22 protein-coding genes are annotated in these 21,419 nt (G+C 43.9%); 8 read left to right on the top strand and 14 right to left on the bottom strand.

Annotated elements, in window-relative coordinates:
• Positions 1-80 precede the first annotated feature (80 nt).
• A complete protein-coding gene (gene mrcB, locus Q9R24_RS06175; RefSeq protein ID WP_311203921.1) occupies positions 81-2,471 on the top strand; it encodes a penicillin-binding protein 1B in 2,391 nt (796 codons plus the stop codon).
• A gap of 14 nt (positions 2,472-2,485) precedes the next feature.
• On the top strand, positions 2,486-3,031 hold the full coding sequence (locus Q9R24_RS06170) for a hypothetical protein (protein WP_005103606.1): 546 nt from the start codon (positions 2,486-2,488) through the stop codon (positions 3,029-3,031).
• Between the two features lie 58 nt (positions 3,032-3,089).
• Here the strand turns inward: Q9R24_RS06170 and Q9R24_RS06165 are convergent, their stop codons facing one another.
• Entirely contained in the window at positions 3,090-3,989 is a 900-nt protein-coding gene (locus tag Q9R24_RS06165) for an NUDIX domain-containing protein (protein WP_311203922.1), read from the bottom strand.
• 138 nt (positions 3,990-4,127) lie between these two features.
• Between Q9R24_RS06165 and hemP the strand changes: the two genes are divergently transcribed.
• Positions 4,128-4,298, top strand: coding sequence for a hemin uptake protein HemP (hemP, locus tag Q9R24_RS06160; protein ID WP_004645578.1), 171 nt, complete (start codon positions 4,128-4,130; stop codon positions 4,296-4,298).
• An 87-nt stretch (positions 4,299-4,385) separates the two neighbouring features.
• Here hemP and Q9R24_RS06155 read toward each other — a convergent pair whose 3' ends face one another.
• The 4 genes from Q9R24_RS06155 to Q9R24_RS06140 all read right to left on the bottom strand — a co-directional run bounded on the left by Q9R24_RS06155 (position 4,386) and on the right by Q9R24_RS06140 (position 8,730).
• Positions 4,386-5,708, bottom strand: coding sequence for an ATP-binding protein (locus tag Q9R24_RS06155; protein WP_311203923.1), 1,323 nt, complete (start codon positions 5,706-5,708; stop codon positions 4,386-4,388).
• A 4-nt stretch (positions 5,709-5,712) separates the two neighbouring features.
• A complete protein-coding gene (locus Q9R24_RS06150) occupies positions 5,713-6,378 on the bottom strand; it encodes a response regulator transcription factor (RefSeq protein WP_114541951.1) in 666 nt (221 codons plus the stop codon).
• Between the two features lie 135 nt (positions 6,379-6,513).
• Positions 6,514-6,879, bottom strand: a complete 366-nt coding sequence (locus Q9R24_RS06145; RefSeq protein ID WP_004645581.1) for a NirD/YgiW/YdeI family stress tolerance protein — start codon at positions 6,877-6,879, stop codon at positions 6,514-6,516.
• Between the two features lie 93 nt (positions 6,880-6,972).
• Positions 6,973-8,730 carry a GspE/PulE family protein gene (locus Q9R24_RS06140; RefSeq protein WP_311203924.1) on the bottom strand — a complete coding sequence of 586 codons (1,758 nt, stop codon included), beginning with the start codon at positions 8,728-8,730 and terminating at the stop codon, positions 6,973-6,975.
• A gap of 209 nt (positions 8,731-8,939) precedes the next feature.
• Here Q9R24_RS06140 and Q9R24_RS06135 point away from each other — a divergent pair, with 209 nt between their 5' ends.
• Complete coding sequence (locus Q9R24_RS06135) at positions 8,940-10,190, top strand: MgtC/SapB family protein (RefSeq protein ID WP_213687477.1); 1,251 nt, start codon at positions 8,940-8,942, stop codon at positions 10,188-10,190.
• 1 nt (position 10,191) lies between these two features.
• On the opposite strand, the gene tsaA is transcribed toward Q9R24_RS06135, so the two are convergent.
• Positions 10,192-10,911 carry a tRNA (N6-threonylcarbamoyladenosine(37)-N6)-methyltransferase TrmO gene (gene tsaA, locus Q9R24_RS06130; protein ID WP_044113030.1) on the bottom strand — a complete coding sequence of 240 codons (720 nt, stop codon included), beginning with the start codon at positions 10,909-10,911 and terminating at the stop codon, positions 10,192-10,194.
• Positions 10,912-11,016: 105 nt separating this feature from the next.
• Between tsaA and Q9R24_RS06125 the strand changes: the two genes are divergently transcribed.
• Positions 11,017-11,796, top strand: coding sequence for a ferredoxin--NADP reductase (locus Q9R24_RS06125; RefSeq protein ID WP_004279005.1), 780 nt, complete (start codon positions 11,017-11,019; stop codon positions 11,794-11,796).
• A 64-nt stretch (positions 11,797-11,860) separates the two neighbouring features.
• Here the strand turns inward: Q9R24_RS06125 and Q9R24_RS06120 are convergent, their stop codons facing one another.
• The 3 genes from Q9R24_RS06120 to Q9R24_RS06110 all read right to left on the bottom strand — a co-directional run bounded on the left by Q9R24_RS06120 (position 11,861) and on the right by Q9R24_RS06110 (position 13,108).
• Entirely contained in the window at positions 11,861-12,043 is a 183-nt protein-coding gene (locus Q9R24_RS06120; protein WP_004279008.1) for a hypothetical protein, read from the bottom strand.
• Between the two features lie 18 nt (positions 12,044-12,061).
• Complete coding sequence (locus tag Q9R24_RS06115; protein WP_004279009.1) at positions 12,062-12,313, bottom strand: hypothetical protein; 252 nt, start codon at positions 12,311-12,313, stop codon at positions 12,062-12,064.
• A 171-nt stretch (positions 12,314-12,484) separates the two neighbouring features.
• Positions 12,485-13,108, bottom strand: a complete 624-nt coding sequence (locus tag Q9R24_RS06110) for a cation transporter (protein WP_311203925.1) — start codon at positions 13,106-13,108, stop codon at positions 12,485-12,487.
• 86 nt (positions 13,109-13,194) lie between these two features.
• Here Q9R24_RS06110 and Q9R24_RS06105 point away from each other — a divergent pair, with 86 nt between their 5' ends.
• From Q9R24_RS06105 to Q9R24_RS06095, 3 genes are all read left to right on the top strand, one after another.
• Complete coding sequence (locus tag Q9R24_RS06105) at positions 13,195-13,605, top strand: Cd(II)/Pb(II)-responsive transcriptional regulator (protein ID WP_253102385.1); 411 nt, start codon at positions 13,195-13,197, stop codon at positions 13,603-13,605.
• Between the two features lie 133 nt (positions 13,606-13,738).
• Positions 13,739-15,148, top strand: coding sequence for a tRNA 5-hydroxyuridine modification protein YegQ (yegQ, locus tag Q9R24_RS06100; RefSeq protein ID WP_216986218.1), 1,410 nt, complete (start codon positions 13,739-13,741; stop codon positions 15,146-15,148).
• A gap of 2 nt (positions 15,149-15,150) precedes the next feature.
• Positions 15,151-15,405 (top strand): YfhL family 4Fe-4S dicluster ferredoxin, encoded by a 255-nt coding sequence (locus tag Q9R24_RS06095; RefSeq protein WP_004645588.1) that lies wholly within the window; start codon positions 15,151-15,153, stop codon positions 15,403-15,405.
• Positions 15,406-15,655: 250 nt separating this feature from the next.
• On the opposite strand, the gene ahpF is transcribed toward Q9R24_RS06095, so the two are convergent.
• From ahpF to rnk, 5 genes are all read right to left on the bottom strand, one after another.
• Positions 15,656-17,221, bottom strand: a complete 1,566-nt coding sequence (ahpF, locus tag Q9R24_RS06090) for an alkyl hydroperoxide reductase subunit F (RefSeq protein ID WP_311203926.1) — start codon at positions 17,219-17,221, stop codon at positions 15,656-15,658.
• Between the two features lie 243 nt (positions 17,222-17,464).
• Positions 17,465-18,382 carry a hypothetical protein gene (locus Q9R24_RS06085; protein WP_311203927.1) on the bottom strand — a complete coding sequence of 306 codons (918 nt, stop codon included), beginning with the start codon at positions 18,380-18,382 and terminating at the stop codon, positions 17,465-17,467.
• A gap of 37 nt (positions 18,383-18,419) precedes the next feature.
• Positions 18,420-19,553 (bottom strand): toxic anion resistance protein, encoded by a 1,134-nt coding sequence (locus tag Q9R24_RS06080; RefSeq protein WP_005265752.1) that lies wholly within the window; start codon positions 19,551-19,553, stop codon positions 18,420-18,422.
• A 16-nt stretch (positions 19,554-19,569) separates the two neighbouring features.
• Positions 19,570-20,361: a tellurium resistance protein gene (locus Q9R24_RS06075; protein ID WP_311203928.1), complete on the bottom strand. Its 792-nt coding sequence runs from the start codon at positions 20,359-20,361 to the stop codon at positions 19,570-19,572.
• A 341-nt stretch (positions 20,362-20,702) separates the two neighbouring features.
• On the bottom strand, positions 20,703-21,107 hold the full coding sequence (gene rnk, locus Q9R24_RS06070; protein WP_004279022.1) for a nucleoside diphosphate kinase regulator: 405 nt from the start codon (positions 21,105-21,107) through the stop codon (positions 20,703-20,705).
• Between the last annotated feature and the right edge of the window lie 312 nt (positions 21,108-21,419).

Genomic DNA, 21,419 nt, shown 5'->3' with positions numbered 1-21,419 from the left:
CGCATTTCTTGATTAAATATTGCAAAATAATGAAAAGCTTCGCATGATTAGCACAATTTCACAGGATCTTATAAGTATTTATGAAATCTGAACGTGGCATGGGGTTTCTTGCCTTAATTTTTTCTATTATTGTCATTTCTATCTTTGTAGCATTTAGTATCTATTTGATTAGATTAGACAATATTGTACGCGACAAGTTTGAAGGTCAGCGCTGGGATATTCCGGCCAAGGTCTTCGCACGTCCGATGGAAGTGTACGTGAATGCCCCAGTCAGCCTGCAGGATTTCCAACAAGAATTAAAATTACTCGGTTATAAAAATTCGGATAGTTATACTAAATCAGGCAACTTTGTCACCACGGGTAATACCCTGTATGTGCATACACGCGGCTTTGATTTTGGTGACCGGGTTGAACCGGAACAAATATTGAAAGTCAGTTTCAGTGGTGAACAGATTGCAGAAGTCAGCGCAACCAAACCGTCTTCAAGCGGTATTGCACGTTTAGAACCTTTATTAATAGGCGGGATTTATCCGCAGCATAACGAAGACCGTGTGCTGATCAAGCTAAATAAAGTGCCTAAGCCCTTGATCGAAGCGCTGATCGCGACTGAAGACCGTAAGTTCTATGAGCATCATGGGGTTTCACCGCGTGGTATTGCGCGTGCCGTGGTCAGCAATATTACCGGTGGTAAACGTCAGGGCGGCTCAACCTTAACCCAGCAACTGGTTAAAAATTTCTATTTGACCCCTGAGCGCACTTTAAAACGTAAAGTGAATGAAGCCTTTATGGCGATGCTGATTGAATTGCATTATGACAAGAATGAAATTCTGGAAGCTTATCTGAATGAGGTAAATCTCGGCCAGAATGGTAACTACTCCATTAATGGTTATGGTCTGGCATCGCAGTTTTATTTTGGCCTGCCACTGCGTGAACTGAATATTTCCCAGCAAGCATTTCTGGTGGGTTTAGTCCAAGGTCCGAGTCTATATAACCCATGGCGCAATCCTGAAAGTGCGAAAAAACGTCGTGATATCGTCCTGAATAATATGTTGGTGATGGGCTACCTGACTCAGGAACAATATGAAAAAGAAACCGCACGTCCGTTAAATGTTATTTCAAAACCGACTTTAGGCCCTGCCCGCTTCCCGGATTTTCTGGATATCGTACGTCGTCAATTACGTACAGATTATCAGGAAACCGATCTGACCAATCAGGGTCTGCGAATTTTCACCACTTTAGATCCTTTAGCCCAAACCAGAATTCAGGACAGCTTTAAAGAGACGGTGGCGCGTTTAAGAAAATCCAATCCGGGTCGCCTGAAAGATTTACAAGGTGCGGTATTGGTATCGCATCCGGAAAATGGTGAGCTGGTAGCCGCAGTAGGTTCTACTCAAGATTTTACCGGCTTTAACCGTGCAGTCGATGCTAAGCGTCAGGTTGGTTCCCTGTTAAAGCCTGTGATCTACCTGAGTGCACTGGAATCAAACCGTTATCACTGGGCGAGCCCGATTGAAGACAGTGAAATCAGCATCAAAAGTGACGGCAAAACCTGGACACCGAAAAACTATAGTGGTCGTGGACATGGTGTCATTCCAATGTCGCAGGCATTATCGCAATCTTATAACCTGTCCACTGTGCGTTTAGCACAAGAATTTGGCCTGTCTACCTTTATTAATCATCTGAAAAAATTTGGTGTAACTTCAGATATCCCATCTTATCCGTCGATTTACTTAGGTGCGGTAGATATGTCCCCGATGGAAGTGATGAATATTTACGGCAACTTTGCTACAGGCGGCTTTAAATACCCAACCAAAGCGATTCGCTCTGTGGTGGATGCCAACGGCCGCTCTCTGGATCGTTATAGCCTGAGTGTGCAACCGACCATTGATCCGGCTTCTGCTTATGCTCTGAATTATGGCTTACAACAGGTCATGTCGAATGGTACAGGTCGTGCAGCCTATAACAGCTTACCACGTAGTCTGAATCTTGCCGGTAAATCCGGTACCACGAATGACAGCCGTGACTCATGGTTTGCCGGATACTCAGGTAATTATATGACCGTGGTTTGGCTCGGTCTGGATGACAACAAAGTCACTGGCTTGACCGGTTCTTCAGGTGCCCTGCCCGTGTGGACCAATGTCATGAAACAACTACGCCAAAAACCGGTGAATTTACCACAGCCGAATGAAATCGAATGGCATTGGCTGGATCGTTATACCGGTCATTTATCGGCACAAGGCTGTGAAGGCGCCATGTATATCCCGATTTCGCGTCATGCCCTGCCAAATCAGGCGACTGCCTGCGGCATCTCGCACTATGCGACGGAACCTTATGATATTGATTCAGAACCTGCGCCATCTGATGCTGAACAGGATGATATGAGTCGCTACATACAAGAAAGTGAAACAGAAATAGAACGCGATCTTGAGAGCGAAACCCGTATTATCGCCAGTGGAAGTTATAGCCATTAATTGAGTCTATGTTTATGTTAAGAAAAATCCTCCCTGGTTTGCTCATCCTCAGTCTGGTGGGCTGCCAAAGTATCTCTGAGCCAGAAAAGCCAGTTACCCCAGTCAAGCCTGCGACGGAAAAACCTAAGGCAAAAACGCCAGACAGCGTAGTGATTACGCCTTATGACCGTCCTGACATTAAACGTCAGAAAATTGTCATTCCTGAACAGAAGCCGAAAAGCCAAAAGTTTGATGATGGCCGTAATCTGCCGGCTTTCAAGAGTCTGATGCAGCAAACCCAGCAGGCCTATACCAAGCAGCAGTTTGCTCAAGCTGAAGCTTCTGCAACTCAGGCACAGCGACTGGCCCCTCAGGCACCGGAAACGTATTTATACCTGGGCATGATCGCCAACCGTAAAAATCAGCCAGCAAGCGCCGATGCTTTTGCCTTACGTGGCCTGAGTTATGCACAATCTAGTGCTATGAAAAAGCAGCTTTGGCAAGTACGCCTTAAATCTGCTCAGTTGCGGAAAAATGCCAAAGCGATTCAGCAAGCTCAACAGGCACTGAAAAAGCTTTAAGATAATTTTCTATAGAAACTGACTTACCAATAGAAAGTTTATTTTCTAAATAAAGTGTTTAAATATAGCGAATGCCGGCAATGCCATAAGCATGCTGGCTTTTTGCATAATCGAGTTCTTCAGCTTTCATTCCGCCCAAAGCAAGAACCGGAATCTGTACCTGCTCTGCCATTTGCTTGAATTGCTCCCAGCCTAGCGCAGGTGTGTCCGGATGCGTTGCGGTCGCCAGTACCGGACTCAGTAAAGCCGCTTCACAGCCGATCTGTTCTGCATGCATTAAAGCGGTCAGGTCATGACAAGCCGCTAGATAACGATAGCCAGATTTCAATTCACTTTGTTTCAAGTTCATCAATTGAGTCTGTTTTAGATGAATCGTGCGAATCGTCTGCTGCTGCAATTCATTCAGTTGTGACCAAAGCTGCTGATTAATGATTAACTTGGAGAGTTGATCTACCGGATATTGCTGTAATTGCATGATCCGTTCAGGCGTTGCTTCCACGCGCCAATACAACATTTGATCTGTATCCAGACTTGATAAAATATCCAGATCTTCAGCTATCTTGATGCGCTGCGGCCATTGCAGCTTTTGGATCATGGACTGATTGGCTTTCGGAAAATTCAGCCGACCAAGTTCTTCTCGGCTGTACCAGCGCCAAGGCTGTTTGATTTCAGCCAGTTGAGCAGGCTGTACTGAAGCATGGAAAATATGCAAATTGACGATGAGATCTTCATATTCATAGGAGATAAAATCAGAGGCATGCCAACGTTCAATATCAACGCCGACCTCTTCCATCACTTCGCGGCGACATGCCTCGACTGGTAATTCGCCCTGTTCAACTTTTCCGCCTGGAAATTCATATTTATTGCCCTGATGCTGCTTGGCCTCACGCCAGCCGACGAGAACCTGATTTTGATAAAATAAAAGCGCAATTGCGACATGAATCGTAGCTTTAGTCATGATGTACAGAACCGTTAAAGTTTTACAGATTGTAAGCAAATTAGAGTTTTTTATAAATTGCTCAATATTTCGTTGACAGACCTATTCGATAATGATTATCATTTAAATCAATCCAAAACACACCACGGAGTCGACGGAATGAACGCCCCATTTAGCCTATTTACCCGTAACAATGATACTCACCATGCCTTGCCAATGCTGCACTCCAACAATCTTTTTGCACTGGGTCGTGAAATCCGGATCATGCATGCCGGCGAAGAATACCGCTTGCGTCTGACCCGCAATAACCGTCTTATTCTGACCAAATAATTAAATCAGTTCTAATAATAACAAACGTGGGAAGCAGCAGTATGAATCAGCGCATACTGCTTTTTAATCTTCTGATCATGAGATTTGCTATTCAGGCTTAAAACTCAATGACACTTTAAGTCCACCCAAGTCCGACGGCGCATAATCAATTTTAGCTACATGCAGTGCCATAATTTTCTGGCAAATGGATAGGCCTAAACCTGAACCCTGAGTTCGCGTACCCAAAGCACGATAAAAACGTTCACCCAAACGTTCCAGCACATCATCAGTAATCCCCTCTCCTGAATTTTCAATCAGCAACTGTATCTGTTTCTGCTCAATAACTGTTCGGATCTCGACCTGTCCCTGTTGTGGCGTATAACGGATCGCATTGTCGACCAGATTGCGAATACAACTAAAAATCAGTTCTGGATTCGCTTCGATCACAGCATCCTCAAGTTTTAGATTCCAATGAATGTCTTTTTCTTCTGCAAAAGGCTGCAAGGCCTGCAAAGCCTCCTGAACCAGATTCTTAAGATTAATCGTTTGCGTTGCTAATTGCCCTGTTCGCTCCGGATCGAGTCGTGCCAGTAAAAGTAAATTTTCCAGTACCTGCGTGCCGCGGTTGACATCATTATGGATCAACTGTAATGCCTGAGGGAGCTGTGCATCATCTTGATATTTGCGTTTTAAAACCTGTAGACGCATTTGAATCGCAGACAGTGGCGAACGCAGCTCATGTGAAGCATCTGCAGTAAAACGCTGTTCAGCAGCCAGTGATTTCTCCAGCCGGCCGAGCATGGCATTCAGCTGACGAATGATCGGTTGCAGTTCAGTGATTTCAGGGTCAGGTGTTTTAATAGGACTCAGATCCTGAGCAGTCTTGGAACCAATGGCACGCGAAATCTTGTTTAATGGCTGTAACTGGCGTTTGACCGAGACCCTTAGAATCAGCCATTGCACTAGCCATAAAGTGAATAAGATCCCGGCAAAGCCCAAAGTAGTTTGCCAGAGTTCATCGAAACGTACTGAAAGTGGCTGTACGATTTTGACCTGAAGGTCGTCATCTTCCGCAGTCAGTATCCGGATAAAATGACCATTTTCATAAGCAAACTGAAAGCCGTTGTTCTGTGCTTTTGGAATGGTATTAATTAATTCATCATCAATCGAAGTAGTCAGTATCTGCTGATCTAGCAACAAGGCATACTGGATATCGAACTGTTCACTGAGTTCATCGACCTGGGCGTCTTTGGCCTGGGTCACATCGCCAAGCAGCAACTCAGAAATCTGCTCCATTAATTCATCATGCAGCTGACTGGCTTGATAACTGGAAATTCCCAATAACAGCAGCCAGGCCAATATTCCAGCCAATATCGAACTGAACAGCGCATGTTTGATCAGTTTAGTTTGCAAGGAAATAGCAGCTGACATAGGTTTATACCTCAGCCTTATGCATGCGATAGCCCAGACCGCGAATAGTCTTGATCATCTGGCTGCCGATTTTTTTACGCAGCTGATAGATAAATACTTCAATGGCATTACTTTCAATTTCATCACCCCAGGCGTACAGCGATTCTTCCAGCTGTTCACGGGTGACAATATGTTCAGGCTGCTGCATCAGCTTGTATAGAATTTGAAATTCCTTCGCAGTCAGATTCACAGCTTGACCTTCTTTAGTTAGGGTCTTGGCTTGAGTGTCCAGACTGAGATCCTGCCATTGCAGGATATGATTCGGTGTTTGCTGTTTCTGTCTGAGTTGGGCACGAACTCGGGCCGAAAGTTCTTCCAGACTAAAAGGTTTGACCAGATAATCATTCGCGCCTAAATCCAGACCTTCAACCCGGTCATCAATACTGTCTTTGGCCGTAATAAAAATCACCGGCGTATCTTGATGTTGGCTGCGCAAAATTTTCAGAATGTCATCTCCAGTGGCATTCGGCAGGCCACGATCCAGCAGAATACAGTCATATTTATGCTGCTCAATCGCTAGGATCGCATGATCACCACGCTCTACCCGATCAATCACATAACCGTCCATTTCCAGCCAAGTCTGGATACTGTCTGCCTGAGACTGATCATCTTCCGCCAAAAGAATACGCATATTCTGCTCCGTTTGCTTCCTTGTTCTATCTTGCCTTGAAAAAGTTCCAGGCTCAAAAAAACCACATGCTTTTTGGTAACTTGCATGTGGTTTTTTGTCGCTGTGTTCAAATTGATTTCAGCAAATCAGGCGATATTAGAAACGAACCTGATCAACCTCAATTTCAACACGTTTTGCCGGTTTATAATCAATGTCGATTTCACCTGTGATGATTACCGGTGTTTTGGCTGAAATCGGTTTGCCTTGCCAAAGTTCATCATCAATCTCAACAGTAATAGTTCCTGTGCTGTCTCGGAACTGGTATTTTTCATCACCGACCGCTTTCACGACATAACCTTTAAGCTGAACCTTACTGTCATCTTTCATGGCCAGTGCCTGTTTGACTGTGGTCGATTTAGCAAAAGCAGCCTGATTCACAGCCGTGTCACTACTTGCTATCGTAGCTGTCGCGATAGAACCCATCAATGCAGCTGCCAAAACCGTATTTATCATCATTTTCATCGCAGTTACCTCTTTAAAGTCTTGCCTTGTTTCGATGATGCTATTAAAACAGCCAAAGATGAATTGAATCTTAAGATTGCTTCATTTTCAAAATTAATTTAAGGGCACCACTCTCAGGACTTCTTCAAGCGTAGTGACACCTTCCAGAATCTTGCGCGCGCCGGCAATTCTGAGCGGCTCTACCCCTTCTTTTTTCGCCTGCTGACGCAGCTGGTTCAGATTAGCATCGGCACCAATCAGCTGTTTAGTGGTCAGACTCAGTGGCATAAACTCATAAATCCCAATACGGCCTTTATAGCCGGTATGCCGGCATTCTTCGCAGCCCACCGCCTTAAAGACAAATTCCGGTCGCGGCAAAGGATAATCGGCTGCCAGATGCTGCCATTCCTGTTCATTCAGGAAGCTTTCCTGCTTGCAATGTGGGCAGAGTTTACGCACCAGACGCTGAGCCAGAACACCCAAGATGGTTGCTGCTGTCAAAAATGGCTGTACGCCCAGATCATGCAGACGGGTCAGACTCGACGGCGCATCATTGGTATGTAAAGTCGATAGAACCAGGTGACCGGTCAATGCTGCCTGAATCGCCATATTGGCAGTGTCCTGATCACGGATCTCCCCGACCATGATAATGTCCGGATCTTGACGCATCAGGGCACGCACGCCGTCAGCAAAGCCTAGATCGATGCCGTTATTGACCTGCATCTGGTTAAAGCTGGGTTCCAGCATCTCGATCGGGTCTTCAATGGTACAGACGTTGACCTGTTCAGTCGCCAGCTGCTTCAAGGTTGAATAAAGCGTAGTAGTTTTACCGGAACCGGTTGGGCCGGTCACCAGAATAATACCATGACTGTGACTGGTGAGATTATTCCAGTCATTGAGCAAATGGCCTTCAAAACCGAGTTGCTGGAAGCTTCTCACCAGCACTTCCGGATCGAAAATACGCATCACCAGTTTTTCACCAAAGGCGGTCGGCAAGGTCGACAGACGCAGTTCAGTTTCCTGTCCTTTAGGTGTCCGGGTTTTCAGGCGGCCATCCTGTGGCTTACGTTTTTCCGCCACATTCATCCGGCCCAGAATCTTGATTCGGGAAATGACGGCGGTCAATGTATTGGCCGGCATGTTGTAAATCGTATGCAGCACCCCATCAATCCGGAAACGGATCTTGCCGGTGTCTTTACGTGGTTCCATATGAATATCACTGGCACCTTGTTCAAAAGCAAATTGCAGCACCCAGTCCACCAGTTTGACAATATGCTGGTCATTGGCATCCGGATTCTGGGAATCGCCCAGTTGCAGCAAGGCTTCGACGCCCTTATTTTCCCGGTCATAGGCAGACGATTTTTGTGAACCACTAACTGCACGACTGACCTGATAATATTCAGTAATATAACGTTGTAATTGTTCTGGATTCAGTAATACCCGTTGTATTTTTTTTGGTGCAATATTCTGTTCGAGATTCGACACCCATTCGGTTTTATAAGGCTGATCCGTAGCGATCAGAACTTTGTCTGCCTGTATTTCCACTGCCAAAATATGGTTGCGCAGTGCATATTCCTGCGACATGACATGGGTCAATGCCTGTACATCAGCTTTAAGCGGATCAATGATATAGAACATCAATCCGGTTTTTTCTGCCAGCCACTGACATAAACGGTTCAGAGTCAGTGTTGTTTGAGGATGGGACTGATCGACCAGATTAAAATTAGCAATCCACTGTAAAGGGTGCCATTTTAGGTGTTCACGTTGCCGATGAGTGGTTTGTACCAGCATCCGGTCACGTTCACTGATTTTACCGTCTTTAAAGAGTTGGTCTAGACACCATGCCGTATCAATTTCAAAGTCAAATTTCATTATTATCAGTCCCCAAACTTGCCTCCACTATAACAAGTTTTTGCAGTTTTTCGCATGCTCCCCACCTGTTGAATGTACGTTTCTATTTCAATCTCAAAAAGAAAGTAAATAATGGATTTGATTACTACCGCAACATTTTTGATCTATGCAAACTCTATCTCGTCGCATATATTTTTAAATAATCAACTCTTAGCTTGCTGAGGTCACAGATGGATTTGACTGCGGTTCCCCTGCATGCGCATTCTTTTCATGAACTGCTCACGATACTCACCTCGGCATTAGGCTGCGGCCTATTGATTGGTCTGGAGCGGGAACGGCATAAGCAACGCGAACAGCAACCGAGTTTTGCCGGCTTACGTTCCTTTGCGATCTGTGCTTTATTGGGCGCACTGTGTTTCCTGTTTGGAATCGTGATTGCTGTAATAGGTGCTTTGATCGTGGGTGGCATGGTCATTTTATCCATAAAAAATCAGCCAGATGACCCGGGCATTACCACAGAGCTTGCATTTGTGATGACCTATTTTATTGGCGCCATGTGTTTATGGAATATTCCTCTGGCAGCCGGTCTTTCTGTGCTCTTAACCGGTATTTTGATGGCCAAACATACCATGCACAATATTGCCGGAAAATGGATTAAAGAAGCCGAGTTCAGGGATGGACTGTTATTACTGGCCTTGATTTTGATTGGTCTACCGCTTACTCCTGACCGACCTTTCTGGGGTGAAGTGCTTAACCCTTATCTTATTCTCAAATTACTGACCTTAATTTTAGTGGTACAAGCTCTGGCGCATATTGCGAAACGCTTTTTCTCGACTAAAAATGCCCTGATGCTGTCCTCTATTGCTTCCGGTTTTGTTTCCAGTACAGCCACCATCGCTCAGTTAGGTTTACAGGTCCGTAAAGGTGAAATGGATGCACGATCGAATGCCGGCGCCGCACTGATGTCCTGTATCTCGACCATCGTACTGCTATTGATTGTGGTTGGAGGGGTATCATGGAGCTGGCTGAAAATCCTGCTTTTGCCCTCTTTAGTTGCCGTAATCCTTCTGGCAGCCTGTGCGTTTTTATTATTGCGCAAGGCAAAACCTGCGCCGAGCATGGAATCATCAGACAGCCAGATGTTTAGCTTAAAAGAAGCTGTGATTATTGCAGTCACATTAACATTGATTCAGGCTGGAGTTTACGGACTGGAGGTCTGGCTCGGGGATGCCGGCTTACTGGCCGGGACCTTACTCGCCTCTCTGTTCGAGATTCATGCCGCGATGGCGAGTGTCGTCGTTCAAGGTGATCCCTCCAATATGCGTCTGATTTATGCCCTGCTTTTAGGTCTGGGTGCTCATGCCCTGGCCAAATCAGCCAATGCCGCTTTGACCGGTGGCTGGAAGTTTGTACTTTATTTTGCACCGGTGCAGATTTTACATATGGCGGTGTTGATTGGGGTTTTGTGGTGGAACCTATAATCTAGGAAGGAATATGCTGGATAGCAACAATTAGCACTTGCTGAGCATGAATTTTGAAATGGATATCAACATTTGCAAACTTCATCCCATATACCCGTTCTTCATCTTCCTGATATGCAGGTCTTGGATCTAAAGATAAGACAGCTTCCAGTTCCTGAATAGTCTGCACAGAAATTTTTCCATTTCCTAGTAATTGTTGCTTTTGCTGCTCCGCTTCATCGCTCCAAATGACGGTTTTACGTGGTGGTTCATCCTGTGCATAACCGCTTTGTGCTTCAATGATGGCATCCGAATATTGAATATAAGGTTTGATATCCATAATTGGCGTGCCATCGAGCAAGTCACTCCCTGTCACATACACTCGAACATGTTTGCCCACTTTTCTCACTTCTTTGAGTTTGACCACAGATAAACCAATCGGTGATGGACGATACATGCTGCGCGTAGCAAACACGCCTATTTTCTTGTTACCACCCAAACGCGGCGGACGCACTTGTGGACGAAACTGGCTGTTGTGCTGGTTTTTATTGTCATGAAATTGCCAGACCAGCCACAAATGACTGAATTCTTCAATTCCCTCAAAGGCAAGCAGGTCATTATAGGGCCCGACCATTTCAATATAGCTTTCGACCTGAACCAGATTCGGCTGACGAGGAATACCAAATTTTTCTTTATAGGGAGAACGCATATAACCAATAATCGGCAGCGTCAGTTCAGTCATCATCACTTTTTTTGATAAGCTCAATTAAATATATTCAGTTTATCGAGAATGAATTTAGATTAGAATAGCAAGCTGTTCTAATTTGATAATTTATTGAGACCTTTAATGGCTGCTTTTAACGTCGAAAAGATTACTCACGTCCACCACTGGAATGATACTTTATTCTCTTTTAAAACGACTCGTGACACTGCTTTGCGTTTTAAAAACGGTCAGTTTGTAATGATCGGCCTTGAAGTCAATGGCAAGCCGTTAATGCGCGCATATTCAATTGCAAGCGCCAACTACGAAGAAGAGTTAGAGTTTTTCTCAATTAAAGTGCCGGATGGTCCACTGACTTCGATTTTACAGAAAGTCAAAGTCGGCGATGACATTTTGGTGTCTAAAAAGCCAACAGGTACACTGGTACTTGATGACTTAAACCCAGGTAAGAATTTGTATCTGCTTTCTTCTGGTACTGGTCTTGCACCGTTCCTGTCGACTATTCGCGATCCAGAAACTTACGAGCGTTTTGAAAAAATCATCGTGGTTCACGGTACCCGTTTCATTTCAGAACTGGCTTATCAAGATTTGATCCTGAATGAAGTGCCGAATCATGAATTCTTCTCTGAACTCGGCGCGAAAGAAAAATTGGTATATTACCCAACCGTAACCCGTGAAGAATATCCAAATCAAGGTCGTGTAACCACTGCGATTGAAACCGGCGAACTGTTTGAAAAAATCGGTCTGCCACGTTTCAACCCGGAAACTGACCGTGCCATGTTATGTGGTAGCCCGGCATTCCTAGATGACGTTGCTGCGCTTCTTGACCAACACGGTCTGAAAGAATCTCCAAAAATGGGCGTTCTAGGTGACTACGTGATTGAACGTGCATTCGTAGAAAAATAAGATTTGCTAAACTAAAAAACCGGACTTTTAAGTCCGGTTTTTTATTGGAACCATCACTAAATAATTAACGATCGCGACCTTCCTGGTTTGCAGAACCTGAACAGCCTGCGCCACCTGCAATGATGAAACCCGTTTGCGCTTTACATGAACCAATCATACGGCCATGAGAGTCAAATGTAGTTACTGACGATGCACAGCCCGTCAATACAACAGTCGCTACAAGTGCAATAAGTGCTGATAATTTCATGATATTCCCCTTTATTATTTACGGTTTTAAATTAATCTGATTTTGACTTGGTGGCGTTGGTAACAGGCCTGTATTCGCATCTGGCGTATTGTAATTCACACCTAAGGCATCGCCTGAACCACTACAATGTGCACTTGCGGTCGAAAGTAGGCCACGCGTCGCCATACATGAACCGATGATTTTTCCTGTTGCATCATAAGTCACGACTTTGGAACTACAAGCGGCTAGCCCCGATATTGCCAATATTGAAAAAATTTTAATTAAATTCACATTAACCCTCGCACGATGCAAAAAACTAAATTATTAAAATTTATGTATATTTTCTGAATTTCGCCAGAGATTCTAATTTAATTTGTTTATTTGTAAAGCTTTATTTTTCAAATATTATAAAAATGGAAATAAATAAAAAGCTGCCCTTTAGGACAGCTTTAAATATAAAAATTAGCTGGATTTATGTTTTAGTGATCTTTCTTCAAGAGACTGCTTAATCACTTGATAACCTGATGTTATGCCGAGTGTGGCGATAATCACAGCCACAATAATATCTGGCCAAAGACTGCCTGTACCAAATACGCCTACGGCTGCCAAAATGACCGCAAAGTTGCCAATTGCATCATTACGGCTACAGAGCCAGACCGACCGCATATTGGAATCACCTTCACGAAAAGCATAAAGAATTGCTGCTGTAAATACATTCGCCACTAAGGCTAGGACGCCAATCAGGCCCATTGTCAGTGCTTCAGGTGGAATGCCTTGCAGATAGGCGTAAATCACTTTGCCAATCACTACCAGACCAAACAATGCCATAGTCATCCCCTTTACCAAAGCGACTGTTGCCCGCCAATACAGACTCGCACCAAATACAGCCAAAGAAATCCCGTAATTGACGGCATCACCAAAGAAATCTAGCGCGTCTGCCCACAAGGCTGATGAATGTGCATATGCACCACCGATCAGCTCCACTACAAATAAAGTGAAGTTTACCAGCAAGGCAATCCATAGCGCTGCTCTAAATTTGCTGTTGGGCTTGATGGGTGCCGGTTCAGGACTACAACTACAGGCCATATCATTCCCCCGATGATTTTTTATCCAAAATACGATAAATTGATTAGAAACTATGGACTAACTCCAAGGTCAAGCATGAGGGCGATATGTCAGTTTATTTGATTTCAGAAATGGCCAAAAAAACTGGTCTAAGCACCGATACATTACGTTTTTATGAGAAAAAAGGCTTTATTCAGCCGAATTTTCGAGCAAGTAATCAGTATCGTTATTATGGTGAAGACACATTAAAAAGACTGCTTTTTATCAAGCGTTGTCGTGCCTTGGACATGTCATTAAAAGAGATTGAAACCCTGATTCAACTTGAACAAAATCCTGAGCAGGAGTGCTGTGCCGTCAACCAGCTGATTGATCAACATCTTTCGGATATTTCAAATAAAATTAAAGAATTACAGATATTTGAACGACAACTGATCACACTGAGAGAAAGTTGCAATACCCCGACCACCATTGATCATTGCCAGATTTTAAAAACGCTTGAAAACCCTGAAAATGATTGAATGTTGAAGACATTTTATGGAGGATTCTCTACTTAAAATAAAACCTTGTTTTACATCCAAATCGCATATTTCCGAGTGATTTACTAGGTTGAATCCAAATTCCAGATGATTAGAATAAAGCCGTACTTTTTATATGTCTTTCGATTTGATCATGAGCATTACCACTGTTACCGAACTTCTCTCACCTGCTGGCTCACTGAAAAATATGCGCTATGCCTTTGCTTATGGTGCAGATGCAGTCTATGCCGGTCAGCCGCGTTATAGCTTGCGGGTTCGGAATAATGAATTTGACCATGACAATCTCGCCATTGGCATTAAAGAAGCACATGAACTCGGCAAAAAGTTCTATGTGGTGGTCAATATCCAGCCGCATAACTCCAAGCTGAAAAATTTTATTCGTGATTTAGCGCCTGTAGTGGCGATGCAGCCGGATGCGCTGATCATGTCCGATCCAGGTCTGATCATGCTGGTGCGTGAACATTTTCCAAAGATGGATATTCACCTGTCGGTTCAGGCCAATGCCGTGAACTGGGCAACCGTGAAATTCTGGAAAAACATGGGGCTGACCCGTGTCATTCTGTCACGTGAACTGTCGATTGAAGAAATTGCAGAAATCAAACAGCAAGTGCCCGATATGGAGATTGAGGTCTTTGTTCATGGCGCATTATGTATGGCCTACTCTGGCCGCTGCATGTTGTCCGGTTATATGAATAAACGTGATGCCAATCAGGGTGCCTGCACCAATGCCTGCCGCTGGGAATATAAAGTTCTGGATGCCAAGGAAGATGAAACCGGTGATGTCATTCCAGTAAAAAATCTGGATTCAGGCTGCTGCTCTAAAGATGCTGATGAACAGCACATGCAAGAACAACATCAGTTTGATGAGCCTGTGCTATTGCAGCGGAATGATGAAGATATGTTTGCCGCAGAAGAAGATGAACACGGCACTTATTTCATGAATTCTAAAGATCTACGTGCAGTCCAGCATATAGAGCGCTTAACTAAAGTGGGTGTGCATTCACTGAAAATCGAAGGCCGTACCAAGTCTTATTTCTATTGCGCCCGTACTGCTCAAATTTACCGTAAAGCGATTGATGATGCGCTTGCGGGTAAACCTTTTGATCCGTCACTGATGACACAATTGGAAGGCTTAGCGAATCGTGGTTATACCGAAGGTTTTCTACGCCGCCATGTGCATAGTGAATATCAGAATTATGAACATGGTTCTTCCAGTTTTGATCATCAAATTTTCTGCGGTGAAGTACTGGAGCGCAATGGAGATTACATCAAGATCGATGTGAAAAACCGTTTTATCGTCGGTGACTCACTCGAACTGATGACGACTAAAGGCAATATCACTTTCAATTTAACCGAAATGAAAGACAAAAAAGGTAATCTGATCGAAGACGCCAAAGGTTCAGGTCATATCGTTGAGATTCCAGTTCCGGCAGATGTTGATATGCAATATGCCCTGCTGATTCGTAATCTGCCAAGCTCGACTATGGATATTTCGGCATCTTCACTGGCTTATCAAGCGAGTTAAATATGGCACTACTAATTACCGACAAATGCATCAATTGCGATATGTGTTTACCGGAATGCCCAAATGACGCGATTTATGAGGGTGCGAAAGTTTATGAAATTGATGTGAACCGTTGTACAGAATGCGTCGGTTTTTATGAGCATCAGACCTGTGTAGATGTCTGTCCGATTGAATGCATTGTTCCACATCCGGAGTATCGGGAAACACAAGAACAATTACTGGAAAAATTTAAGGGTTTGAACTTATTTAAATCTTAAAAATGAAGCGATGGAATAAACATTGCTTTATATAAAAACAACCTTGGGGAAAGTATAAAAATAAGGGTTGAAAACAAAAACTGTGCAGAGGAAAGGAACAGCTGAAAGTGCGTGGGGACACTTTTGGCTGTTCCAATAATAAATATAAAAAAAGGAACTCGGGTGTTAGCGTCCTGAGTTCCTATAAAGCGATAATAATGTATTTATAAGATATAGCACCTCGGTTTTGGGGAACCCAGGTGCTATTTTTTTATTGTCCTGAACGGATGATGTAATCAAAAGCAGACAGTGATGCCTTGGCACCTTCACCGGTGGCAATGATGATCTGCTTGTAAGGCACTGTGGTACAGTCACCTGCCGCAAACACACCTTTGACATTGGTTTCGTTGCGGTCGTTAATCACAATCTCGCCACGGTTAGTTAATTCAACAGCCGTTTCTTTCAGGAAGTCCGTATTTGGCAACAAACCGATCTGCACGAAGATCCCTGCAAGTTCTACTGTATGCTCTTCATCTGTGGCACGGTCTTTGTATTTCAGACCCGTCACCTGTGAACCGTCACCCAGCACTTCAGTCGACAAGGCATTCTTGATCACGGTGGTGTTCGGCAAGCTGTTCAGTTTGTCTTGCAGCACCTGATCCGCACGCAATTTGGTATCAAATTCCACCAAAGTTACATGCTCTACAATCCCTGCCAGGTCGATCGCAGCTTCCACCCCCGAGTTACCACCGCCAATCACGGCGACACGTTTACCCTTAAACAGTGGGCCATCACAGTGCGGACAGTAGGCCACACCACGAGTTTTGTATTCCTGCTCACCTGGAACGTTCATCTCTCTCCAGCGTGCGCCGGTCGACAGAATCACGGTTTTAGATTCCAGTTTGGCACCATTCTCTAACGTGACTTCCACCAGACCATTGGCCGTTTCATCTGCACCTTTGATGTTAGAGACACGTTGCAGGTTCATGATGTCGACACCATATTCACGCACGTGGGCTTCCATCTCGGCTGCAAATTTAGGACCTTGGGTCTTCTGTACAGACGTAAAGTTTTCAATGTCCATGGTATCCATGACCTGACCGCCCATACGTTCAGCCACGATCCCGGTTTTAATGCCTTTACGTGCTGCATAGATGGCAGAGGTATTCCCCGCAGGGCCGCCACCGATCACCAGGACATCAAAGGCATCTTTGGCATTCAGTTTTTTCGCATCTTTGGCAGCGGCATTGCTATCCAGTTTGGCAATGATTTCTTCCAGCGTCATACGACCCTGACCAATATGCTGGTTGTCCTGGAATACCATCGGCACCGCCATGATCTTGCGTTCTTCGACTTCGTCCTGGAAGAAAGCCCCATCAATCATGGTCGCTGTAGTGCCCGGGTTATAGATGGCAATCAGGTTGAGTGCCTGAACCACATCCGGACAGTTATGGCAACTTAAGGATACAAACACATCGAAATTAGATTGAACACCCAGGCTTTTAATATTCGCCAGTACTTCATCAGAGACTTTTGGTGCATAACCGGAAGTTTGCAGCAATGCCAGAATCAGCGAAGTGAATTCATGGCCCATTGGCAAGCCTGCAAAGAATACACGTGGTTCCTCACCAGCTTTTGCAATCCCGAAACTTGGCGCACGTGCATTGGTCCCGTCAAAGCGTGCAGTGACCAGGTCAGACAGTGCAGCCACTTCGGACACCAGTTCCTGGATTTTGGCTGATTTGTCAGAGCCATCCAAAGTCGCCACCAGTTCAATCGGGCCTTCTAGGCGTTCTAATAAGGTTTTAAGTTGGGCTGAAGTATTTTGATCTAACATTGCTAACGTCTCCAAAGGAGTAAATGTTTACTTGATAACAGGATATTAAATGAATTGAATAAATAGGTAAAACAGTTTGTTTTTATTTTATTGATCGATATTTTAGATTATTAATCCAATCATAGATTTTATGCTGCCTTATTTTAATTTTTGGGCGGTATTGAGCAAGTTGAATAGGTTATCTTAAAAATAGCGTTGAAATTCCATCAAAAAATGCTCCCTATTCAGGAGCATTTTGGAAAATTAATGAATGCGCTGTTCGATACGGAGTGATCGGCCCTTGATTGAATTGGCCAAGAAAAACAAGATTAGACTGAGTAATGCCGATAAAATAGCAACACCAATAATGACCAGATTCGTGATCTGACTTAACTGATCCGCCTGTTGCACCTGCGTATTTACACTCTTGGCGACCGGTGTCATCGCTTGACCATAGACCTGTTGCTGCATGGTCCAGATTTGTTCAGGCTTGAAACCATATTGTTCAAATTTAGGATCCTGTTTTTCTGCTTCAACCAAATTTAAAACATAAGGTTTTGCGGCAGATAAATCTTGAGGCTTATGCAGCAATGCCGTTTGCGCCAGTAAATAAGACTTTACTGGTGGTGCAATCTCTGAATCGGCCAGATAACGGGCGATTTCACTGTCATTGATATTGCTGTCGTAATACACCACTTGCTGATAAGCATCATCCCGATCATTACGTAGATCATGCTGCCAGTAAGTCAATCCTGACCAGATCACGATAAAAGCAATCAGCCAAGCGACAAATTTCAGCACAAAAGACTGAAAGCGTACATAAAAGAAACGCAACTTTTTCAGTAAGCCAATCACAAAAAATGCGCCGATAAAAGAGGCAAAAATTTTAATAATCAGCCAGCCAAACCAGCTCAGCAAACTAAAAAAATAATCCGGACTATCACCAATGCTGGCCAATGTGGCATCTACACTGACCGGTAAATGCAATTGCTGTACTTGGGTACTCAGGCCAAAAAAGCCATAGACCAGTTCCTGCTGGAAAAATAGGCTGATCAATGAGGCTATAAATATGGTAGAAGTAGTCAAACCCAATAGCATCAAATTGCGTTGACGTTTCTTGAGTGCAACTACCCCCTGCTTGATGTCCTGAGGCTTAACGGCGTATTCATCTAAGGGCGGCAATCTCTACTCCTTCTTTCAGATTTTGGCCCTACCTGATTTAGTTGGGCGTGGATCCACTGGTACTTGATTCAATCACCAAATGATTCAGATTATCTTGCAAAGCTTTCAAACGCACGGTTGCTTCTGTGCGTTTTTGTACACCTTCTTTCTGGATCTGAATCACATCATTTACAGTTTTAATGAGGGTATTTTGCACATGTTCAAGCGTTTCGATGTCAATCACCGAGCGCTGGTTGGCTTTAGCCGTATCAACCGAGTTCTGATGTAACAGGTCAGCATTACGGCGCAGCAGCTCATTGGTGGCATCATCAATGGTATTGGCCAGCTGTACACTGTTCTTCTGTTCGCTCAATGAAATTGCGAGACTGATCTGGTTTTTCCACGCCGGTAAAGTAATGTTTTTGATCGCATAGAACTTGTCGACCAGCATCAGGTTATTCGACTGGATAATCCGGATCATTGGCAAGGTCTGCATGGCAGATTGCTGCAATACCTGTAAATCACTGACACGTTTTTCCAGATTATTGGCCAGATGGTTCAGGTCATAAATTTTCTGGGTGGTGCTCTGATCTTGCGGCAAGGCGGTTAAAGTGGAAATTTCCTGCTGCAGCTCCTGTTCGCGTAAACGGCCTGCGGCGATATGTACCCCGAGCTGTTTATATTCATCCTGTACCCCGTCAAACATTTTATCCAGGGTATCAACACGTGCTTTCAAACCGGATTGCGAGGTTTCAATCTCTTTCACCAGTACATCTAGCTGCTCTTTAGTGGTATTGAAATGCGCATCAAAGTTATCTTTCGCACCTTTGAATTTGCTAATGATATTGCCAAAAAAACCCGAACTTTTCTTTTTATTGAGAATACTGCTGGTATTCAGCTGCTGAGCCACCTGTACCACCTGATTCAGCTTCTGTCCTGTCGCATCCAGATCTCTATTTTGCACCAGATTCAGTAATTCATCGGTATAGGTCGAAGTTTTGGTCGCAATATTTTTGCCATATTCAGCCACGCTGTTATGACTCATGTTCTGCAACTCTTTACGTGCAGCCAGCACCTCCTGAAAGTCAGCAGGCTGTAAGCCCAGTTCTTTCAGGTCCATTTGCTGGAATTTTTGTTCGACCAGTTCATTCGAGCTTTCAACAGGTAAATTTACTAAATCAGACTTGGTCATAGTTCACCTTATATTGTTATGTTTTCGAGGGTTTCTCGAGGGAGTTTTTTAACGTTTTAATCAGACTCTCACGGCTATTATCAAGTTTTTCCAGATCACTTGTCGAGTGTTTCGTCTGGCTTTGTTTGACATGATATTGCCAAGCTGGAATCAAAACCTGCTGTGCTTCCTTAAAACGATCCAGCAGGCTAAAGGAAAGCTGCTGCGAAAGCTGCATCTGGGTAATGGCGATGTCATTACTGCTTTGCAAGGTACGTAGGGTATTAATTTTCTTGGAGAGGCGTTCTGAAAAATTATCCAAGGGATGCTGGTTTTTGACGAATAGCGGATATTCAGACAGAAACTCATCTGCTGCGACAATGTGCTTGGCCATCTGTTCGCGCAACCCCAAAAGCTGCTGAAAACGTGACTGCGATTTCTGAATTTCAATCTGTAATTTACGACTTAAGTGATCGGCCTGGTCCAGTAAACGATCCAGTCGTTGATAATATTCCACCTGACTTGAGCCATAATCCAGATCGATGCCCAGCCATTTCTGTAGAGCATTAAATTTACGTTTTTTCAGATATTTTTTAGATTCTGCCAAGGCATGAATCAATTGCTCAATGGTCTGGCTTAACTGTTGGGTCAAGTGCGGATCTACACCATTCAGTAGAACGGACTGTGCCTGAATCAGAGCATCTGCATAATGATTCAGCCCATATTGATTATCCAGTACAGGCACAAGCTCATTACGCTTAATCGCCAGAATTTCCTCACGATCAAGCATCATGTCAGTCAAGGCAGGTAGAGCTTCAAAGCGCGACATGGTTGAGGCGATATCCTTTAAAAAAGTGAAACAAAGAAGTCTAGAACATCTTTGAATGTAGCAAAAAAACAGACCGCGTTGTGTATATTTATCCAGAAATTCGTTACATCACTTTAACTAAATCCATGTTTTATCTTTATTTTAATTATGATTTTGGCAATACGATTCAATTGCAGAGATAAATGACTACATTGCATTTTGAGAATTATTTAACTTTAAGCATTTAGAACTTTAAAATGTATTCAATCTGATCTAAATGCTTACAACATCAGGTTTTACTTAAAATCCATATACAAAAAAAGCCATATTGCTATGGCTTTCAAGGATGATCCAACGCTGGCTTAAAGATAATCCCCTTCGCTCTCCGGCTGAAACAGCACTTTTTCAATGGTCACTTTCATGGTATTACCATCCGGTTGTGGCCATTCAATGGTTTGACCTTCTGCTAAGCCCAAAATGGCTGCACCTATCGGTGCGATGACATTGACCTGCCCCTTTTCACCTTTAAATTCGTGTGGGTAAACCAGTGTCACCTCAACAGCTTCCGTAGAAGGTGCAATGGTCAACAACACACGGGAATGCATGGTCACGATATTGCTTGCGATCGCTTGCGGCTCGACCACTTCGGCACGTGCCAATTCATCCTCTAAGCGGATCATGGTTTCGCTCAGCTTGCTCTGATTCTCCAGCATCGTTTCCAGACGATGTAAATCTTGCTCAGATAAAATAATGTTGGGTTTAGTCATCCTTATTACCTTGTTTAATGCATAAATGAAAAATTAATCAATCAACCGCCAGCAGCATTTTTAAATACAGGATTTACCCATATTCAAATGATACCGATCCATATAACGTTTAAATAAAAAGAATGATGTCATTCACGGCGCTTATATCAGCACCACCTTACAGTAACATGGGATTCACTCAAGCGCTTCATCTACCATGATCTTCAGCTCAATAACCTATTATTTTTAAAGTGTCAGGTTCTGAAAATAATTCCTGTAAATAATTTCAAGCAAAGCATGCAACGAATGCATTCATTCTTTTAAAGCATTTAA

The sequence above is a fragment of the Acinetobacter sp. RRD8 genome, assembly GCF_031844225.1.
Classification (GTDB): domain Bacteria; phylum Pseudomonadota; class Gammaproteobacteria; order Pseudomonadales; family Moraxellaceae; genus Acinetobacter.
Note: the sequence above shows the minus strand (reverse complement) of the source record. Positions and strands in the feature narration are given on the sequence as shown.